The sequence below is a fragment of the Klebsiella indica genome (assembly GCF_005860775.1).
Taxonomy (GTDB): Bacteria; Pseudomonadota; Gammaproteobacteria; order Enterobacterales; family Enterobacteriaceae; genus Klebsiella; species Klebsiella indica.
In genome coordinates this window covers 91,565-110,142 of sequence record NZ_VCHQ01000019.1, presented here as the reverse complement: position 1 = coordinate 110,142, position 18,578 = coordinate 91,565, and the positions used below count along the sequence as shown (strand labels likewise).

Annotated in this window: 13 protein-coding genes; 8 read left to right on the top strand and 5 right to left on the bottom strand. The window is 53.7% G+C overall.

Going from position 1 to position 18,578, the window contains the following annotated elements; genetic code table 11:
- Positions 1–13: 13 nt before the first annotated feature.
- From tamA to FE839_RS15345, 3 genes are read left to right on the top strand one after another with little or no spacing between them, the layout of a single operon-like run.
- Positions 14–1,747 carry an autotransporter assembly complex protein TamA gene (tamA, locus tag FE839_RS15355; protein WP_138361672.1) on the top strand — a complete coding sequence of 578 codons (1,734 nt, stop codon included), beginning with the start codon at positions 14–16 and terminating at the stop codon, positions 1,745–1,747.
- The gene (tamB, locus tag FE839_RS15350) at positions 1,744–5,526 is read left to right on the top strand and encodes an autotransporter assembly complex protein TamB (protein WP_138361671.1); all 3,783 of its coding nucleotides are present in this window, start codon (positions 1,744–1,746) and stop codon (positions 5,524–5,526) included. Before tamA ends, tamB begins: the two co-directional genes overlap by 4 nt.
- A gap of 2 nt (positions 5,527–5,528) precedes the next feature.
- Positions 5,529–5,876, top strand: a complete 348-nt coding sequence (locus FE839_RS15345) for a gamma-glutamylcyclotransferase family protein (protein WP_138361670.1) — start codon at positions 5,529–5,531, stop codon at positions 5,874–5,876.
- A gap of 86 nt (positions 5,877–5,962) precedes the next feature.
- Here the strand turns inward: FE839_RS15345 and ppa are convergent, their stop codons facing one another.
- Positions 5,963–6,493: an inorganic diphosphatase gene (ppa, locus tag FE839_RS15340; RefSeq protein ID WP_138361669.1), complete on the bottom strand. Its 531-nt coding sequence runs from the start codon at positions 6,491–6,493 to the stop codon at positions 5,963–5,965.
- Positions 6,494–6,896: 403 nt separating this feature from the next.
- On the opposite strand from ppa, the gene ytfQ reads away from it, so the two are divergent.
- From ytfQ to yjfF, 4 genes are all read left to right on the top strand, one after another.
- Complete coding sequence (gene ytfQ / locus FE839_RS15335; RefSeq protein WP_138361668.1) at positions 6,897–7,853, top strand: galactofuranose ABC transporter, galactofuranose-binding protein YtfQ; 957 nt, start codon at positions 6,897–6,899, stop codon at positions 7,851–7,853.
- 68 nt (positions 7,854–7,921) lie between these two features.
- Positions 7,922–9,424, top strand: a complete 1,503-nt coding sequence (gene ytfR / locus FE839_RS15330) for a galactofuranose ABC transporter, ATP-binding protein YtfR (RefSeq protein WP_138361667.1) — start codon at positions 7,922–7,924, stop codon at positions 9,422–9,424.
- 10 nt (positions 9,425–9,434) lie between these two features.
- Positions 9,435–10,460, top strand: a complete 1,026-nt coding sequence (gene ytfT, locus FE839_RS15325; protein WP_138361666.1) for a galactofuranose ABC transporter, ATP-binding protein YtfT — start codon at positions 9,435–9,437, stop codon at positions 10,458–10,460.
- Positions 10,447–11,433, top strand: coding sequence for a galactofuranose ABC transporter, permease protein YjfF (yjfF, locus tag FE839_RS15320; RefSeq protein ID WP_138361665.1), 987 nt, complete (start codon positions 10,447–10,449; stop codon positions 11,431–11,433). The genes ytfT and yjfF overlap by 14 nt, the downstream gene beginning before the upstream one ends.
- 40 nt (positions 11,434–11,473) lie before the next feature.
- On the opposite strand, the gene fbp is transcribed toward yjfF, so the two are convergent.
- The gene (gene fbp / locus FE839_RS15315; RefSeq protein ID WP_138361664.1) at positions 11,474–12,472 is read right to left on the bottom strand and encodes a class 1 fructose-bisphosphatase; all 999 of its coding nucleotides are present in this window, start codon (positions 12,470–12,472) and stop codon (positions 11,474–11,476) included.
- A 175-nt stretch (positions 12,473–12,647) separates the two neighbouring features.
- Here fbp and mpl point away from each other — a divergent pair, with 175 nt between their 5' ends.
- A complete protein-coding gene (gene mpl, locus FE839_RS15310; protein WP_138361663.1) occupies positions 12,648–14,021 on the top strand; it encodes a UDP-N-acetylmuramate:L-alanyl-gamma-D-glutamyl-meso-diaminopimelate ligase in 1,374 nt (457 codons plus the stop codon).
- An 81-nt stretch (positions 14,022–14,102) separates the two neighbouring features.
- On the opposite strand, the gene FE839_RS15305 is transcribed toward mpl, so the two are convergent.
- From FE839_RS15305 to FE839_RS15295, 3 genes are all read right to left on the bottom strand, one after another.
- On the bottom strand, positions 14,103–15,311 hold the full coding sequence (locus FE839_RS15305) for an aldose 1-epimerase family protein (RefSeq protein ID WP_138361662.1): 1,209 nt from the start codon (positions 15,309–15,311) through the stop codon (positions 14,103–14,105).
- Positions 15,312–15,629: 318 nt separating this feature from the next.
- The gene (locus FE839_RS15300; protein WP_138361661.1) at positions 15,630–16,772 is read right to left on the bottom strand and encodes an iron-containing alcohol dehydrogenase; all 1,143 of its coding nucleotides are present in this window, start codon (positions 16,770–16,772) and stop codon (positions 15,630–15,632) included.
- A 225-nt stretch (positions 16,773–16,997) separates the two neighbouring features.
- Complete coding sequence (locus FE839_RS15295) at positions 16,998–18,509, bottom strand: CoA-acylating methylmalonate-semialdehyde dehydrogenase (RefSeq protein ID WP_138361660.1); 1,512 nt, start codon at positions 18,507–18,509, stop codon at positions 16,998–17,000.
- Between the last annotated feature and the right edge of the window lie 69 nt (positions 18,510–18,578).

Genomic DNA, 18,578 nt, shown 5'->3' with positions numbered 1-18,578 from the left:
TTCAGGAGAAAACGTGCTACAAATCCGCCAGTTATGTATCACCAGCCTTTTACTGGTCAGCGGGGTCGCCAGCGCAGCGAGCGTGCGTTTGCAAGTGGAGGGGTTATCCGGGGAGCTGGAAAAAAACGTCCGCGCCCAATTGTCTACGATCCAGAGCGATGAGGTGACGCCGGATCGGCGCTTCCGCGCGCGCGTGGACGATGCTATTCGTGAAGGGCTCAAAGCGCTGGGTTACTACGAACCGACGATCGATTTTGATTTGCGTCCGCCGCCAAAGAAGGGGCGCCAGGTCCTGATTGCTAAAGTCACGCCCGGCGAACCGGTGCGTATTGGCGGTACCGAGGTTATTTTGCGCGGCGGAGCGCGGACCGATCGCGACTATCTGGATCTGTTAAAAACGCGCCCGGCCATCGGCACCGTGCTCAATCATAGCGATTATGATGGCTTCAAAAGTTCACTGACCCGCATTGCGCTGCGCAAGGGATATTTCGATAGCGAATTTAATAAAAGCCAGCTTGGCGTCTCTCTCGACAGACATCAGGCCTTCTGGGATATCGACTACAACAGCGGCGAGCGCTATCGCTTTGGCCCGGTCACTTTCGAAGGCTCGCAGATTCGCGACGAATACCTGCAAAACCTGGTGCCGTTTAAACAGGGCGACTACTACACTTCACAGGATTTAGCCGAACTCAACCGCCGTCTGTCGGCTACCGGCTGGTTTAGCTCCGTGGTCGTGGCGCCGCAGTTTGCAAAGTCCCGCCAGACCAAAATTCTGCCTTTGCAGGGCGTTGTCTCCCCGCGTAAAGAGAATACCGTTGAAACCGGCGTCGGTTACTCAACTGACGTCGGCCCGCGGGTCAAAGGGACGTGGAAAAAGCCGTGGATGAACTCGTACGGCCATAGCCTGACTTCCAGTCTTAGCGTTTCCGCTCCTGAGCAGCAGCTTGATTTCAGCTATAAAATTCCGCTGTTAAAAAGCCCCCTTGAGCAGTACTACCTGATGCAGGGCGGATTCAAACGTACGGACCTCAACGATACGAAAGCCGACTCAACGACCCTGGCCGTTTCGCGCTACTGGGAGATGTCGAGCGGCTGGCAGCGCGCGCTGAATCTGCGCTGGAGCCTTGACCACTTTACCCAGGCTAACGTGACGAATACCACGATGCTGATCTATCCGGGCGTGTCGGTGAACCGGACCCGCTCGCGGGGCGGTCTGATGCCAACCTGGGGCGATTCGCAGCGCTACTCGGTAGACTATTCCAACACCCTGTGGGGCTCGGATATTAACTTTATCGTCATGCAGGCGCAGGATGTGTGGATCCGAACGCTCTACGACCGTCACCGTTTCGTGGTGCGCGGCAATCTCGGCTGGATTGAAGCCGATAACTTCAGCAAAGTTCCGCCGGACCTGCGTTTCTTCGCCGGGGGGGACCGGAGTATTCGTGGTTATAAATACAAATCTATCTCGCCTAAAGATGATGATGGCAAGCTGATAGGGGCTTCGAAGCTGGCTACCGGCTCGCTGGAATATCAGTATAACGTGAGCGGCAAGTGGTGGGGCGCGGTGTTTGTCGACAGTGGTGAAGCCGTGAGCGATATCCGTGAAAGTGATTTCAAAACCGGCGCGGGCTTTGGCGTGCGCTGGCAGTCGCCGGTCGGGCCGATCAAACTGGATATCGCCAGGCCGATAGGCGACAAAGATGAGCACGGTTTACAGTTTTACATTGGTCTGGGGCCTGAATTATGAGTTTATGGAAGAAAATAAGCCTCGGCGTACTGATTTTTCTGGTGTTGTTACTGGGAACAGCAGGATTTCTGGTGGGTACCACTACGGGCCTGCATCTGGTGATAAACGCCGCCAATCGTTGGGTTCCGGGGCTGGAAATCGGCAAAACCACCGGCGGCTGGCGTGACCTGACGCTCAATAATATACGTTATGAACAGCCTGGGGTGGCGATAAGCGCAGGTCAGTTCCACCTTGGCGTCAAGCTGCGCTGCCTGTGGGACAGCAGCCTGTGCGTCAACGATATCTCTCTGCGCGATATTTATGTGACGATCGATACCCGTAAAATGCCGCCAGCTGAGCCGGTGGAGGAAGAAGAGAGCGGCCCGCTGAATCTTTCCACTCCCTATCCGATTACCCTGAACCGGGTGGCGCTGCATAACGTCAATGTGAAAATTGACGATACCGCCGTTTCGCTGCGTGATTTTTCCAGCGGCCTGAACTGGCAGGAGAAAAACCTGACCCTGACGCCGACTTCGTTGCAAGGGTTGCTTATTGCGCTGCCGAAAGCAGCAAAAGTGGCGCAAGAGCAAGAGCATGTGGTCGAACCGAAAATCGCCAACCCGCAGCCGGAAGAGAAACCGATTGGCGAGATGATGAAAGATCTCTTCTCGAAGCCGGTGCTGCCGGAAATGGCAGACGTTCATTTGCCGCTGAATCTCAATATTCAGGCATTCCGCGGCGAACAGCTGCGCCTGACCGGCGATACCGATATGACCATCTATACGCTGTTGCTGAAAGTCAGCAGCACTGACGGGCAGATGAAACTGGATGCGCTGGATGTGGACTCCGACCAGGGCAACGTGAAGGCTTCCGGTCGCGCGCAATTGCAGGGAAACTGGCCGGTTGATATCACCCTTAACAGCACGCTGAATATCGATCCGCTGAAGGGCGAGAAGGTGCAACTGAACGTCGGGGGCGAGGTGCGTAAAAAGCTGACGGTTGGCGTGGATTTAACTGGCCCAGTGGCAATGACGCTGCGTGCCGAAGCGCAGCTGGCTGAAGCGGGCTTACCGCTGGATATGGAGGTTAAAAGCAACCAGCTCTACTGGCCGTTTACCGGCGAGAAAGCGTTCCAGGCCGATGATCTGCTGCTGAAATTTAACGGCAAAATGACCGACTACACCATGGCTTTCAGCACCGCGGTGAAAGGACAATCGCTGCCGCCGGCAAAAATTAGCCTGAACGCGAAGGGCAACGAACAGCAGGTCAATATCGATAAGCTGACCGTCGCCGCCCAGGAGGGGAAAACCGAGCTGAAAGCGCTGCTTGACTGGCAGCAGGCGATCAGCTGGCGTGGCGAACTGACGCTCAACGGCATTAACACCGCGAAAGAGGTACCTGAGTGGCCCTCGAAGCTCAACGGTCTGATTAAAACTCAGGGTAGCCTGTACGGCGGAAGCTGGCAGATGTCGGTGCCGGAGCTAAAAATCACCGGTAATGTGAAACAGAATAAGGTCGATGTGAACGGTTCGCTGCAGGGCAATAGCTATATGCAGTGGAAAATCCCCGGCCTGCATCTGGCGTTAGGCCCTAATCGCGCCGACGTGAAAGGCGAACTGGGGGTGAAAGATCTGAACCTCGACGCCACGATTGATGCGCCGCGGCTTGATAATGCGCTGCCGGGACTGGGCGGCACGGCGAAGGGACTGGTGAAAGTCCGCGGTACCGTCGATGCGCCGCAGCTACTGGCGGATATCACCGCCCGGGCGCTGCGCTGGCAGGAGCTGTCCATTGCGCAAGTGAACGTGAAGGGGGATGTCAAATCTGCAGAGCAGATTGGCGGAAACCTTGATGTACGCATCGATCGTATTCGTCAGCCGGGTGTCAATATCAGCCTGGTACAGCTCAATGCGAAGGGCGACGAGAAGCAGCACGACCTGCAACTGCGGGTGCAGGGCGAGCCGGTTGCCGGGCATCTGTCGCTGGCAGGGAGCTTTGATCGTAAAGCAGAGCGCTGGAAAGGGACGCTCAGCAATACGCGTTTCCAGACGCCGGTGGGGCCGGTTGCCCTGACGCGGGATATTGCGCTGGATTACCGTCATCTTGAGCAAAAAATCAGTATCGGGCCACATTGCTGGACTAACCCTGATGCCGAGCTATGCGTGCCGCAAACCATCGACGCGGGGGCGAGCGGGCACGCGCGGGTGGATCTCAGGCGTTTCGACCTGGCGATGCTGAAGCCGTTTATGCCGGAAGAGACGCGCGCCAGCGGCGTATTTAGCGGTAACGCTGATGTGAGCTGGGACACGACCAAAGAGGGATTACCGCAGGGCAAGGTCACGCTAAACGGGCGTAACGTGAAAGTGACCCAGATGGTCAATGACGCGCCGCTACCGGTGTCTTTCGATACCCTGAACCTCACGGCCGATTTGCACAATAACCGCGCGCAGCTGGGCTGGTTGATTCGTTTGACCAACAACGGTCAACTGGACGGGCAGGTTCAGGTCACCGATCCGCAGGGACGCCGCAATCTGGGGGGCAATGTTAATATCAACAACTTCTCGCTGGCGATGATAAATCCTGTTTTCGCGCGCGGTGAGAAGGCTGAGGGGATACTTAACGCGCATCTTACGCTTGGCGGTAATGTGCAGAACCCGCAGTTGCATGGTCAGATGCGGCTCAATGGCGTGGATATTGAAGGCAACTTTATGCCGTTCGATATGCAGCCGAGCCAGCTGGCAATGAATTTTACCGGCACCCGTTCAACATTGCAGGGAACGGTGAATACCAGCCAGGGGCAAATTGCTTTAAGCGGTAGCGCCGACTGGACGCAGATTGATAACTGGCGCGCGCAAATCGCGGCGAAAGGCAGCCGGGTGCGGATAACCGTGCCGCCGATGGTGCGCCTTGATGTATCGCCGGATGTGGTCTTTACTGCCACACCAAGCCTGTTTAGCCTTGATGGCAGCGTCGATGTGCCGTGGGCACGTATTGTCGTCAATGAAGTGCCGGAAAGCGCCGTTGGCGTCTCTTCTGATGAAGTGATGCTGGATAAAAATCTGCAACCGATTAAGCAGCAGAGCGCCAGTATCCCCATCAACAGTAACCTGATGATCCACGTCGGCAATAATGTTCGTCTGAGCGCCTTCGGCCTGAAAGCCCGTTTGACCGGTGATTTGAAAGTCGCTCAGGATAAACAGGGGCTGGGCCTGAACGGGCAGATCAGTATCCCGGAAGGCCGTTTTCACGCCTATGGTCAGGATCTGATTGTGCGTAAAGGTGAGCTGATGTTCTCCGGCCCACCGGATCAGCCGTTGTTGAATATTGAAGCTATTCGTAATCCGGATGCCACTGAAGATGATGTGGTTGCTGGCGTTCGAGTGACCGGTTCGGCCGATCAGCCGAAAGCGGAAATATTCTCTGACCCGGTAATGTCGCAACAAGAGGCGCTCTCTTATCTGCTGCGAGGGCAGGGGTTAAGCAGCGGACAGAGCGATAGTGCGGCCATGACCTCGATGCTTATTGGCATGGGGGTTGCACAAAGTGGTCAGGTTGTGGGTAAAATCGGCGAGACGTTTGGCGTAAGCAATCTGGCGCTGGATACCGAGGGGGTGGGTGACTCCTCCCAGGTGGTGGTCAGCGGCTATGTACTGCCGGGTCTGCAGGTAAAATATGGGGTAGGGATCTTTGATTCCCTGGCGACGTTGACGTTGCGTTATCGCCTGATGCCTAAGCTATATATGGAAGCGGTGTCTGGCGTAGACCAGGCTCTCGATTTGCTCTATCAGTTTGAGTTTTAGCAATGCGAATATTTGTTTACGGCAGTTTACGACGCAAACAAGGCAACAGCCACTGGATGACTAATGCTCAGTGGCTGGGCGATCATAGTGTCACTGATTATCAACTGTACAACCTGGGCCACTATCCAGGTGCAGTGCCGGGTAAGGGCACAGTACATGGTGAAGTTTATCGTATTGACGCTTCGACGCTGGCTGAATTGGATGCGTTGCGTACCAAAGGGGGCGAGTATGCTCGTCACTTAATCCAGACGCCCTACGGTAGTGCCTGGATGTATGTCTATCAGCGCCCCGTTGAGGGGTTTGTGCTGATAGAAAATGGCAACTGGTTGGACAGAGACCAGTATCAATAACGGCAACGCCACCTTCGGGTGGCGTTGTTTTCTTTAGACAAAAAACACCGCCGAAGGCGGTGTTCGTTGGTCAGAACGCTGCGGGATTACTTCTGTTTCGCGCGCTCAAAGGAAGCAACGATTTCAGCTTTCGCCGCTTCGGCGTTGTCCCAGCCATCAACCTTAACCCATTTGCCGGCTTCGAGGTCTTTATAGTGTTCGAAGAAGTGGGTGATCTGCGCTTTCAGCAGTTCCGGCAGGTCGCTCACATCTTTGATGTGATCGTACTCTTTGCTCAGCTTGGTGTGCGGTACCGCAACCAGTTTGGCATCTTCACCGGATTCGTCGGTCATTTTCAGCACGCCAACCGGACGGCAGCGGATCACTGAACCCGGCTCCAGCGGGTACGGCGTCGGGACCAGAACGTCCACCGGGTCACCGTCCAGAGACAGAGTGTGGTTGATGTAACCGTAGTTGCACGGATAGAACATCGCTGTGGACATAAAACGGTCAACGAACAGTGCGCCGCTCTCTTTGTCGACTTCGTATTTGATTGGATCTGCGTTCGCCGGGATTTCGATCACGACGTAGATGTCTTCCGGCAGATCTTTGCCTGCAGGTACGTTGAGTAAGCTCATGTCTGTTTCCTTTAAAATGTATGGCAAACAAGTGCCAGGTATTATAGCCAACTCACATCGAATGTCTTCGCTTCTTTTTCCGCGAAATGCATGGCAAGCGTCTGAATTTTTCCCCGTTAAACAATCGAAAAATCCATAAACATAGCCGCATACTGAATAAATTTATGTAACCGTTTTCATTGCATGTGCTTGATATCTCAATACGTGCAAAATTTCATCATAAACAGCCATCATCACACAGGGCGCGAAGCCTTATGGGCTCTCTGCTGGCGTAAGTTGTGTCGATTAACATCTAATTAACTTTTTTGAAGTGTGATGTAACGCATCCAGTTACATCTCCGATTGTCTATAGTTTGTCCGCAGGTGAGGTTTTAACCAACAATAACCCTACGAGGATCTTCTTATGTGGAAGCGCTTACTTCTTGTCACAGCAGTTTCCGCAGCTATGTCGTCTATGGCTATGGCTGCCCCTCTTACCGTAGGTTTTTCTCAGGTCGGTTCAGAATCCGGCTGGCGTGCGGCTGAAACCAACGTCGCCAGGGCGGAAGCGAAAGAACGCGGTATCACCCTGAAAATTGCCGATGCGCAGCAAAAGCAGGAAAACCAGATTAAGGCAGTACGTTCTTTCATCGCGCAGGGGGTTGATGCCATCTTTATCGCTCCGGTGGTGGCGACCGGATGGGAGCCGGTACTGAAGGAAGCCAAAGAGGCAAAAATTCCCGTTTTCCTGCTCGATCGCTCGATTGATGTAAAAGATAAAGATCTCTATATGACGACCGTCACCGCGAACAACGTGCTGGAAGGTAAGCTGATTGGCGAATGGCTGATTAAAACCGTTGATGGTAAGCCGTGCAACGTGGTTGAACTGCAGGGCACCGTCGGAGCAAGCGTGGCGATTGACCGTAAGAAAGGCTTTGCCGAAGCCATTGCTAACGCGCCGAATATCAAAATTATCCGCTCCCAATCCGGCGACTTTACCCGTAGTAAGGGTAAAGAAGTGATGGAGAGCTTTATTAAAGCGGAAAACAACGGCAAGAACATTTGCATGGTTTACGCCCATAACGACGATATGGTCATTGGCGCAATTCAGGCGATTAAAGAGGCCGGGCTGAAGCCGGGCAAAGATATCCTCACCGGCTCCGTTGACGGTGTACCGGATATCTATAGAGCAATGATTGCCGGTGAAGCGAATGCCAGCGTCGAGTTGACGCCGGACATGGCCGGGCCGGCATTCGATGCGCTGGAGAAATACAAAAAAGACGGCACCGTACCTGAGAAAGTGATCATCACTAAATCAACGCTCTACTTACCGGATACCGCGAAAGAAGAGCTGGAGAAGAAGAAAAATATGGGCTACTGAGTGGTTGTCTGACGACTGCACGGCTGAGAACCCTCTCCTCCCGGAGAGGGTTAAGGTGAGGGGAGAGCATGAACGACGAATCACATCAGGAAATTCTTCGTACCGAAGGGTTAAGCAAATTTTTCCCCGGCGTGAAAGCGCTGGATAACGTTAATTTCAGCCTGCGGCGGGGCGAAATCATGGCCCTGTTAGGTGAAAATGGCGCGGGCAAATCAACCCTGATTAAAGCGCTGACCGGGGTCTATCATGCGGATCGTGGGGCTATCTGGTTGGAAGGGCAGGAGATCGCGCCAAAAAATACCGCTCATGCCCAGCAGTTGGGGATTGGCACCGTCTATCAGGAAGTAAACCTGCTGCCCAATATGTCGGTGGCGGATAACCTGTTTATTGGCCGTGAACCGAGACGCTTTGGCCTGCTGCGGCGTAAAGAGATGGAAAAGCGCGCGACGGATCTGATGGCGTCCTACGGTTTTTCCCTTGATGTGCGCGAACCGCTCAATCGCTTTTCGGTTGCGATGCAGCAGATTGTGGCGATCTGTCGGGCGATTGATCTGTCCGCAAAAGTGTTAATTCTTGATGAACCCACCGCTAGTCTGGATACCCAGGAAGTGGAGATGCTCTTCACCCTGATGCGCCAGTTGCGCGATAGCGGGGTCAGTCTGATTTTCGTTACCCATTTTCTTGACCAGGTGTATGCGGTGAGCGATCGCATCACCGTCCTGCGCAACGGTTGCTTTGTTGGCTGCCGGGAAACCCGCGAACTGCCGCAAATCGAACTGGTGAAAATGATGCTGGGTCGTGAGCTGGAGCATAACGCTCTGCAACGTGCAGGCCGTACTCTGCTGAGTGAGAAACCGGTCGCCGCCTTCGAAGATTTTGGCAAAAAAGGCACCATCGCGCCGTTTAATCTCCAGGTTCGTCCTGGAGAGATCGTGGGTCTGGCGGGCCTGCTCGGTTCGGGAAGGACGGAAACGGCGGAAGTGATCTTCGGCATCAAACCCGCGGATTGCGGCAAAGCATGGATCAAAGGCAAACCGCAGACTCTGCGTTCGCCACATCAGGCATCCTGCCTCGGGATCGGTTTTTGTCCCGAAGATCGCAAAACAGACGGTATTATCGCCGCCGCGTCGGTACGGGAAAATATCGTTCTCGCGTTGCAGGCGCAGCGCGGCTGGCTGCGGCCGATTGGCCGACGTGAACAAAATGAGATTGCCCAGCGCTTTATCCGCCAGTTGGGGATTCGTACCCCTAACGCTGAGCAACCGATAGAGTTCCTCTCCGGGGGGAATCAGCAGAAAGTTTTACTCTCTCGCTGGCTACTGACCAAACCACAGTTCCTGATCCTCGACGAACCGACGCGCGGTATTGATGTCGGCGCCCATGCGGAGATCATCCGTCTGATCGAATCCCTGTGTGCCGATGGCCTGGCGCTGCTGGTGATTTCTTCAGAACTGGAAGAGCTGGTGGGCTATGCCGATCGGGTGATTATCATGCGCGATCGCCAGCAGGTGGCGGAGCTGACGCTGAGCGAGCTCTCCGTTCCGGCGATCATGAATGCTATTGCGGCATAAGGAGTAACCGATGATGCCTCAATCAGTTCCGAAAACCGGCCAGCCGAAACGGCGCTTTACCTGGCCAAAGGGGATGCCGCAAATTATTGCCTTACTGCTGGTGCTGGTGATCGACAGCATGGTTTCCCCGCATTTCTACCAGATAGTGCTCCAGGAAGGGCGGCTGTTCGGAAGCCCCATTGATATTTTGAACCGCGCAGCGCCGGTTGCCCTGCTGGCGATCGGCATGACGCTGGTTATCGCCACCGGCGGGATTGACCTCTCTGTCGGAGCGGTGATGGCGATTGCCGGCGCGACGGCGGCGTCGATGACCGTGGCGGGACACAGTCTGCCGGTGGTGCTGCTGGCCTCGCTGGCCGCTGGCGCGCTGGCCGGTCTGTGGAACGGGATCCTGGTGGCGATGCTGAAGATCCAGCCTTTTGTCGCCACGTTAATCCTGATGGTTGCCGGTCGCGGCGTGGCGCAGTTAATCACTTCCGGGCAGATTGTGACCTTTGATTCCCCACACCTTGCATGGCTTGGCAGCGGTTCGCTGCTGCTTTTCCCGACGCCGGTGATTATCGCTGTCCTCACGCTGCTGCTGTTCTGGCTGTTTACCCGCAAGACCGCGCTGGGGATGTTTATCGAAGCGGTGGGCATTAACATTCGCGCGGCGAAAAACGCCGGGGTGAATACCCGCATTGTGGCGATGCTGGCCTATGTATTAAGCGGCGTTTGTGCGGCGATTGCCGGGATTATTGTCGCGGCGGATATTCGCGGGGCCGATGCCAATAATGCCGGTTTATGGCTGGAGATGGACGCTATTCTGGCGGTGGTGATCGGCGGCGGTTCGCTGCTGGGGGGGCGTTTTAACCTGCTGCTTTCGGTGGTTGGGGCGCTGATTATCCAGGGGATGAATACCGGGATCCTGCTGTCGGGATTCCAGCCGGAACTTAACCAGGTCGTCAAAGCGGTGGTGGTGCTGTGCGTGCTGGTTGTCCAGTCGCCGCGCTTTATCAGTTTACTGAAGGGGATGCGCAGCCATGATAAAACGTAATTTACCGTTAATGATCACCCTGGCGGTATTTCTGCTGGGGTACCTCTACTGCCTGGTTCAGTTTCCGGGATTTGCTTCGACGCGGGTAATCTGCAATATCCTGACCGATAATGCTTTTCTTGGGATTATCGCCGTCGGCATGACTTTCGTGATCCTCTCCGGCGGGATCGATCTGTCGGTGGGATCGGTTATCGCCTTTACTGGCGTATTTCTCGCCAAAGCGATCGGCTTCTGGGGATTTTCGCCGCTGGTGGCGTTTCCGCTGGTGCTGGTGATGGGGTGTGCTTTTGGCGCATTTATGGGCTTGCTGATCGATGCGCTGAAGATCCCGGCGTTCATCATCACGCTCGCCGGGATGTTTTTCTTGCGCGGTGTCAGCTATCTGGTTTCCGAAGAGTCAATCCCCATCAATCATCCGCTGTATGACACCCTCTCCGGACTGGCATGGATGATACCCGGCGGCGGCCGTCTGAGCGCGATGGGGCTGCTGATGCTGCTGGTGGTGGTGGTAGGGATTTTTCTGGCTCACCGTACTCGTTTTGGCAATCAGGTTTATGCTATTGGCGGCAATGCAACATCGGCGAATCTGATGGGGATCTCTACGCGCAGCACGACGATCCGCATCTATATGCTTTCCACCGGGCTGGCGACGCTGGCGGGGATCGTTTTTTCCATTTATACCCAGGCGGGCTATGCGCTGGCGGGCGTGGGGGTCGAGCTGGATGCGATCGCTTCGGTGGTGATTGGCGGCACGCTGTTAAGCGGCGGTGTCGGGACGGTGCTGGGCACGTTGTTTGGCGTTGCGATTCAGGGGCTGATTCAAACCTATATCAACTTCGACGGTACGCTGAGTTCATGGTGGACCAAGATCGCCATTGGCATTCTGCTGTTTATCTTTATCGCGTTTCAGCGAGGTCTGACGGTATTATGGGAAAATCGGCAGAGCTCGCCGGTATCAAGAGTGGAGCGCTGAGGGGAGATGCCCCCTCCCGTCATCAGGAGGGGGAAGGGCTTTACGCGTCCGGGAACGCTTTAATAAAGTTCTCGACGTCTTCCACCATATGATTATTGCCGACGAAGAAAGAGCGACGCTGGTGCAGGCTTTCCGGGATAATATCCAGAATGCGCTCTTTGCCATCGCTGGCTTTGCCGCCCGCCTGTTCAGCGAGGAACGCCATCGGGTTGCATTCATACAGCAGGCGCAGCTTGCCTTCCGGGTGGCTGGCGGTGCTCGGGTAGAGATAGATGCCGCCTTTTAGCAGGTTACGGTGGAAATCCGCCACCAGAGAACCGATATAGCGCGAGGTGTAGGGGCGCTGGGTCTCTTTATCTTCTTCCTGGCAGTACTTGATGTACTTCTTCACGCCCATCGGGAATTTGATGTAGTTGCCTTCGTTGATGGAATAGGTGTTGCCTTTTTCCGGGAAGCGCATGCGCTCCTGACACAGGCAGAAGACGCCAAGGGACGGGTCGTAGGTAAAAGCGTGGACGCCGCAGCCGGTGGTATAGACCAGCATCGTCGAGGAGCCGTAAACCACATAGCCTGCGGCGACCTGCCGGTTACCCGGTTGCAGAAAATCTTCTTCGGTAACGGGCGTGCCCACCGGTGTGACGCGACGATAGATAGAGAAAATCGTGCCGACCGAGACATTAACGTCAATGTTAGAGGAGCCATCCAGAGGGTCCATCAGCACCACGTATTTGGCGTGTTCGCACCCTTCAAAGACGACGATTTCATCTTCTTCTTCAGAGGCGATCCCGGCAACAATATCACGTGCTCGCAGTGCAGCTTTTAATTTTTCATTGGCGAACAGGTCGAGTTTTTGTTGTACCTCGCCCTGAACGTTTTCGGCACCGCTGGCACCCAGGATATCGACCAGACCGGCCTTATTGATATCGCGGTGGATGATCTTGGCGCCTAACTTTATCGCCGACAACAAAGCAGTAAGCTCGCCAGTAGCGTGAGAGAACTCATGCTGCTTTTCGACAATAAATTCACCTAACGTTTTCATAACCCGTTCCCTGCATGTTTATGTGAAGTAAAACGAACATCACAATCTTAACAAAGAATAAAAAAAGTTCGCACAGGTGAATCGCGCCAGCAAAATGCGGATTCGCCCTAAATGCATTTCTTTCCCCCCCAACATCCCGGTAAACTGTGCTTCAGATAAGAGAAGGAAATGACGAATGCGCATTCATATTTTAGGAATCTGTGGCACGTTTATGGGGGGGCTGGCGGTGCTGGCGCGCTCCCTTGGTCATGAGGTAACGGGGTCGGATGCGAACGTTTATCCGCCGATGAGTACCTTGCTGGAAACTCAGGGAATTGAATTAATCCAGGGGTATGATGCCAGCCAGCTGGATCCGCAGCCGGATCTGGTGATCATCGGTAACGCGATGACGCGCGGCAACCCGTGCGTGGAAGCGGTGCTGGAAAATAACATCCCGTATATGTCCGGGCCGCAGTGGCTGCACGACTTTGTCCTGCGCGATCGCTGGGTGCTGGCGGTTGCCGGGACGCATGGTAAAACCACCACCGCCGGGATGGCGACATGGATCCTTGAAGCCTGTGGCTACAAGCCGGGCTTTGTCATCGGCGGCGTACCGGGCAACTTTGATGTGTCCGCGCGCCTTGGCGACAGCCCGTTCTTCGTGATTGAAGCCGATGAATATGACTGTGCTTTCTTCGATAAGCGCTCTAAGTTCGTTCACTACTGCCCGCGTACGTTGATTCTCAATAACCTTGAGTTTGATCATGCGGATATCTTTGACGATCTGAAGGCCATCCAGAAACAGTTCCATCATCTGGTGCGCATTGTGCCGGGCAAGGGCAAAATCATTCTGCCTGAGAACGACATCAATCTGAAACAGACGATGGCGATGGGCTGCTGGAGCGAGCAGGAACTGGTCGGCGAACAGGGCCACTGGCAGGCGAAAAAGCTGACCACCGATGCTTCCTCATGGGAAGTGTGGCTGGACGGAGAGAAAGTTGGCGAGGTGAAGTGGGCGCTGGTTGGTGAACATAATATGCATAACGGCCTGATGGCCATTGCTGCCGCCCGGCATGTCGGCGTACAGCCTGCCGATGCGGCCAATGCGCTGGGCAGCTTTATCAACGCCCGCCGCCGTCTGGAACTTCGCGGCGAAGCCAACGGCGTCACCGTATACGACGATTTTGCCCACCACCCGACGGCGATTCTGGCGACTTTGCAGGCGCTGCGCGGCAAAGTTGGCGGTACCGCGCGAATTCTTGCCGTGCTTGAACCGCGTTCCAACACTATGAAAATGGGCATTTGCAAAGACGACCTGGCGCCATCGCTTGGTCGCGCGGATGAAGTCTTCCTGCTGCAGCCTCAGCATATTCCGTGGCAGGTCGCTGAAGTGGCTGACGCCTGCGTACAGCCTGCGCACTGGAGCGCCGATGTCGATAATCTGGTGGATATGATTGTCAAAACCGCGCATCCGGGCGACCACATTCTGGTGATGAGTAACGGCGGGTTTGGCGGCATTCATCAGAAGTTGCTCGATAAGCTGGCGAAAAAAGCGCAGGCTGCCGGGTAAGCGAGACGCTTTGTTTATCTGCCCTCTGTGTGAGGGCAGATGCTTTTCGTTACCGGGTTACGCTATCCTCTGTGCGTGACATTACTCTTTCGCGATCGGCGTTTCGTTTTCCGCGACAGGGGTATTTCCTTGAATAGCGGCAATTTTCTTCTCAATGTCGGCCACTTGTTTGCTGTTATGCAGCAATGTATAGGTCAGATCGAATTGCGTGCTGGCCCCAGGCTGAAGCTGCTTAACGCGTTTCTGTTCACGCTCGATGGTTACCGGATAGGCGTAGCTGGTGCCGGGTTCAATACCGGTCACATAGCCTTGTTTCTCGGTATCAGTATTTTTCCATAGCGTCAGCACCGGTAGCTGCCGGGTATCGAACTGAATGGACGCGCCTTTATCTCCCGCTTTGTTGACCACCGCAGCCAGGCTCTGATGATTAGCATCCGCCAGCGGCTGGATATTAAAGACCATCTCATCGAAATTTTTGGTCGGACCGGCGTAGGTTTGCCAGGTTTTTAAACCGGCTTTAGCATAGTCATTGAACGGGCTGATACTGGATATTGGCGCGATAAATCGGGCGCCTTCTTCGAGGATCGGTTTACCGAAGTTGCTGTGATAGATGATTTGATAATCATGAGGATAGTCGGCGTGGTTGGTTAAGACATCATGCAGGCTGAAGCTATTGCTGCCAGGCACATAGCGCAGCTCAGTCATGGTTTGTAAATTCACTTTCTTGAAGGCGCTCTCTTTTATTAGCCCGCGCACGCGAATTTCATAAGGCGCGCTATCCGCCACCTCAACTTCTACCTGAGAGGCTGGCGTGTTGCCGGCTCTGCCATGCAGGGTATAAATTTGCCCGTCGGCGGTCACCGGATGGCCGGTCCATTCATAACCGCAGCGCACCATCATCTCATTGAACCCTTCCAGCCAACCCAGACCATTACGACTTTCCAGGTTAATAAAGGCCGGGTTGACCACCTCTTTTACCGGTGAGTCCCAGCCCATTCGCGAGCCGAAACCTTCAATTTTCAGCAGATCCATGCCACGGGTCGGGCTCAGGGTAATAGTCAGGCCATCTTTGCTGCGGATTATGAGGATTTTACTGCCCTCCTGTTTACCGCCGTGCAGCACTTTTTGCTCAATGCTGAAGGTATGATCTTTTATCTTCAGCTGATCGCTGGTTATTTGCCAGTTTCCTTTATCCATGCCGCTTTCAGCGTTTGTCAGCACCCATGTTTTTGCCATGACCGGCCCAGAGATAAGCATGGCGATTGCTGTTAAAGCTAATGTCTTTTTCATTTTTCATCCCTTTTGCTGAATCGATTGTGTTTCTGGTTCGGGAAATTTAGTGGTAACTGGATTTTTGAAATGTGAGATGTTTCACCTGGTGAGGAAATATGCGATTTTATATCTATAAATGGGATTTAAATCTCATTTTTATTTGTAATTAACCATTCACATATATGAAATATGTGAACTTAATCGTTTTTAGCTTTAACGATTCAGCTTTGATTTATCCTGCGACGGGAACAGAAAAAAGAAGGCGGTAGAGGTGTGGATAACCCCTACCGCCTGATGCAACGTATTTTGCGGTTTAAAAAGCCGACGGGATGGCGATTATGCGCCGTAGAATGCTTTAGTATATAACCCCTTCACATCCTGAACCGACGGATAGTTGGGGTTTGTTAATGTGCAGGGATCGTCGACGGCATTGGCGCTCATTCTGTCGAGAACATTCACGAAAGTTACTTCATTAATATCAACTTCATTACACTGACTTAATGTTGGTGGGATTTCCAGACGTGTATTCAGATCTTTAATCTTCTCAATCAGATTAGTTATCCCTAACGCGGCTTCAAGCTGGTGATATTTTTTCGTGAATTTCGCATTATACTGGATGATATAAGGCAACATAATGGCGTTTGCCAGGCCATGTGTAATGCCGAACTCGCCGCCAATTTTATGCGCCATTGAATGCACTAATCCTAACGATGCATTGGTAAAGGCGATTCCCGCCAGCGCAGAGGCATTATGCATATGCATGCGAGCGTTTAAATCATCAGGCGAGCGGTATGCTGTTTCCAGATATGTAAACACCAGGCGAATAGCTTCTACTGCATAGGGGTCGGTAAACGAGTTGGATGCGGTGGATACATAGGCTTCAATCGCGTGGGTCAGGACATCCATACCGGTGTGGACGGTGACGTGCGGCGGCATTTTAGCCGGGATCGTGGGATCGAGAATGGCGATATCTGGTACCAGATCGGCGGCGACAATGGGGTACTTAATATGATTCGCCGTATCGGTAATCACCGAGAATGCGGTGATTTCTGATGCGCTGCCGCTGGTGGACGGGATCGCAACAAACCGGGCTTTGTTGCGCAGCGGCGGCATGGCGCCGACCGGGATGATCTCTTCGAACGTCAATTGCGGGTGCTCATAGAAACACCACATGACTTTGGCGGCATCAAGCGCGGAACCGCCGCCGATTGCCACTATCCAGTCAGGCTCAAAGGCCAGCATCTCTTTTGCGCCGCGCCAGACAGTTTTAATTGACGGATTAGGTTCAACATTATCGATAATAATGCATTCGATACCCGCTTTGTTAAGTTCAGTGATGGCTTTATCCAGAAAACCAAAGCGCTTCATTGAACTGCCGCCGGTGACTAATGCCGCTTTTTTACCGCTTAGCGTCGACAGATGTTCTAAAGCATTTTCGCCATAAATAATACTGCGTGGAATTGAGAAGGCCTGGATCATAGGGAACTCCATTTTAATATTAAGGATTTTTTTAGTGTGCATTGGCCATGTGAGATGCAATGACAGGTGCAGAGTAAAAAAATCCCATTAATACCCCAGATATTGCTGTCGCAATATCTGGAGGGAGTGATTTCCGTTATGCTTCAAGTTGCAGGCACTGTTAAAAACGGTTGACCATTTTTCCCTGCAACTCGAATTATTTAGGGTAAAGATTTTATTTGCCGATTAAATCGTACCGTCCCAGGAGTCGACTTTTTCACGCTTCGCTTCTTCTTCATCAAACCAGCGCGTAGTGACGCATTTTGATTCGGTATAGAAACGTACACCATCTTTACCCAGACAGTGCAGATCGCCGAAGAAAGAGTGTTTATGGCCTGAGAACGGGAACACGCCAACCGGTACCGGGATGCCGACGTTAATCCCTACCATGCCGCCGTGGGTACGTTTCTGGAACTCACGGGCGTAGTAGCCGCTCTGGGTGAAAATAACCGAGCCATTGGCGAAAGGGTTATTGTTCATGACCTGCAGACCTTCCTCGAAGGTTTTCACCCGTTTAAAGCACAGGACCGGCCCGAAGATTTCTGTTGTGCCGACGCTCATTTTCTCGGTGACGTGATCCAGCACGGTTGGCCCGACGTAGAAACCGTTCTCCTGGCCCGGCACTTTAATGTCACGCCCATCGAGAACCAGCCTGGCGCCTTCTTCGAGCCCTTTATTAATCCAGTTGATGACCGACTGTTTGTGGCTTTTGGAAATCACCGGACCCATATCGGTATCGCGCAAATAGCCCGGGCCGACTTTGAGCTGTTTGGCTTTTTCGACGACCGCGGCAATCAATTTATCGGCGATCTCTTCCTGTACAACGACCACCGGCAGCGCCATGCAGCGTTCGCCTGCGCAGCCGAACGCGGCGTTGATAATCCCGGCAGCGGTGCGGTTAATCGGTGCGTCGGCCAGCACCAGCGCATGGTTTTTCGCTTCGCACAGCGCCTGGACGCGTTTACCGTGGGCGGCAGCTTTGGAATAAACGTGGAGACCCACGGAGGTGGAGCCGACAAAGGAGACGCCGTTAACATCGGGATGAGTCAGCAGAATATCGGCCTCATTACGTGAGCAGGTCACAATGTTAATCACGCCATCCGGCACGCCTGCTTCCTGATAAAGTTTGGCGATCTCCATGCAGGTCATCGGGGTCATACTGGCGGCTTTGATCACTATTGTATTACCGGAAGCGACGCATAACGGCGTCATCCAGCCCATCGGGATCATCGCGGGGAAGTTAAAAGGCACGATACCGGCGAATACGCCAATGGGTTCGCGATAAAGGTTGGTGTCGATCCCGGATGACGCGTCCATCAGGTTTTCACCCGCGATCAATGTTGGGATGCCGCAGGCAAGCTCGGTGCCTTCTTTTGCTTTTAATACATCACCTTCGGCATCGCCCCAGGCCTTACCGTTCTCTTTTGCCACTAGCTCGGTTAAGCGTTCCTGGTTCTGAATTAATAATTCGCGAACGCGGTACATAATTTGTGAGCGTTTAATTGCCGGAGTATTTGACCACGCCGGAAAGGCTTTACGGGCTGCGGCAATCGCATCCAGCACTTCTTGCTCGGTACAGCAGGGAGCCTGAGCCATGACCTCCCCGGTACTTGGGTTATAGACGTCCATATAGCGTTCGGTCTGCGAAACGCGCCATTGACCATCAACGAAATATTTCAATCTTGGGACGGTAGTCATATTTTTCTCCATGATGATATCGTTCTACGTGCTCTAAAAATCAGGTTCTGACCTGGCGGCGAAAATAAC

Coding starts and splice junctions, on each gene's coding strand:
- tamB (WP_138361671.1), top strand. CDS start 1,744: ATGAGTTTATGGAAGAAAATAAGCCTCGGCGTACTGATTTTTCTGGTG.
- FE839_RS15345 (WP_138361670.1), top strand. CDS start 5,529: ATGCGAATATTTGTTTACGGCAGTTTACGACGCAAACAAGGCAACAGC.
- ppa (WP_138361669.1), bottom strand. CDS start 6,493: ATGAGCTTACTCAACGTACCTGCAGGCAAAGATCTGCCGGAAGACATC.
- ytfQ (WP_138361668.1), top strand. CDS start 6,897: ATGTGGAAGCGCTTACTTCTTGTCACAGCAGTTTCCGCAGCTATGTCG.
- ytfR (WP_138361667.1), top strand. CDS start 7,922: ATGAACGACGAATCACATCAGGAAATTCTTCGTACCGAAGGGTTAAGC.
- ytfT (WP_138361666.1), top strand. CDS start 9,435: ATGATGCCTCAATCAGTTCCGAAAACCGGCCAGCCGAAACGGCGCTTT.
- yjfF (WP_138361665.1), top strand. CDS start 10,447: ATGATAAAACGTAATTTACCGTTAATGATCACCCTGGCGGTATTTCTG.
- fbp (WP_138361664.1), bottom strand. CDS start 12,472: ATGAAAACGTTAGGTGAATTTATTGTCGAAAAGCAGCATGAGTTCTCT.
- mpl (WP_138361663.1), top strand. CDS start 12,648: ATGCGCATTCATATTTTAGGAATCTGTGGCACGTTTATGGGGGGGCTG.
- FE839_RS15305 (WP_138361662.1), bottom strand. CDS start 15,311: ATGAAAAAGACATTAGCTTTAACAGCAATCGCCATGCTTATCTCTGGG.
- FE839_RS15300 (WP_138361661.1), bottom strand. CDS start 16,772: ATGATCCAGGCCTTCTCAATTCCACGCAGTATTATTTATGGCGAAAAT.
- FE839_RS15295 (WP_138361660.1), bottom strand. CDS start 18,509: ATGACTACCGTCCCAAGATTGAAATATTTCGTTGATGGTCAATGGCGC.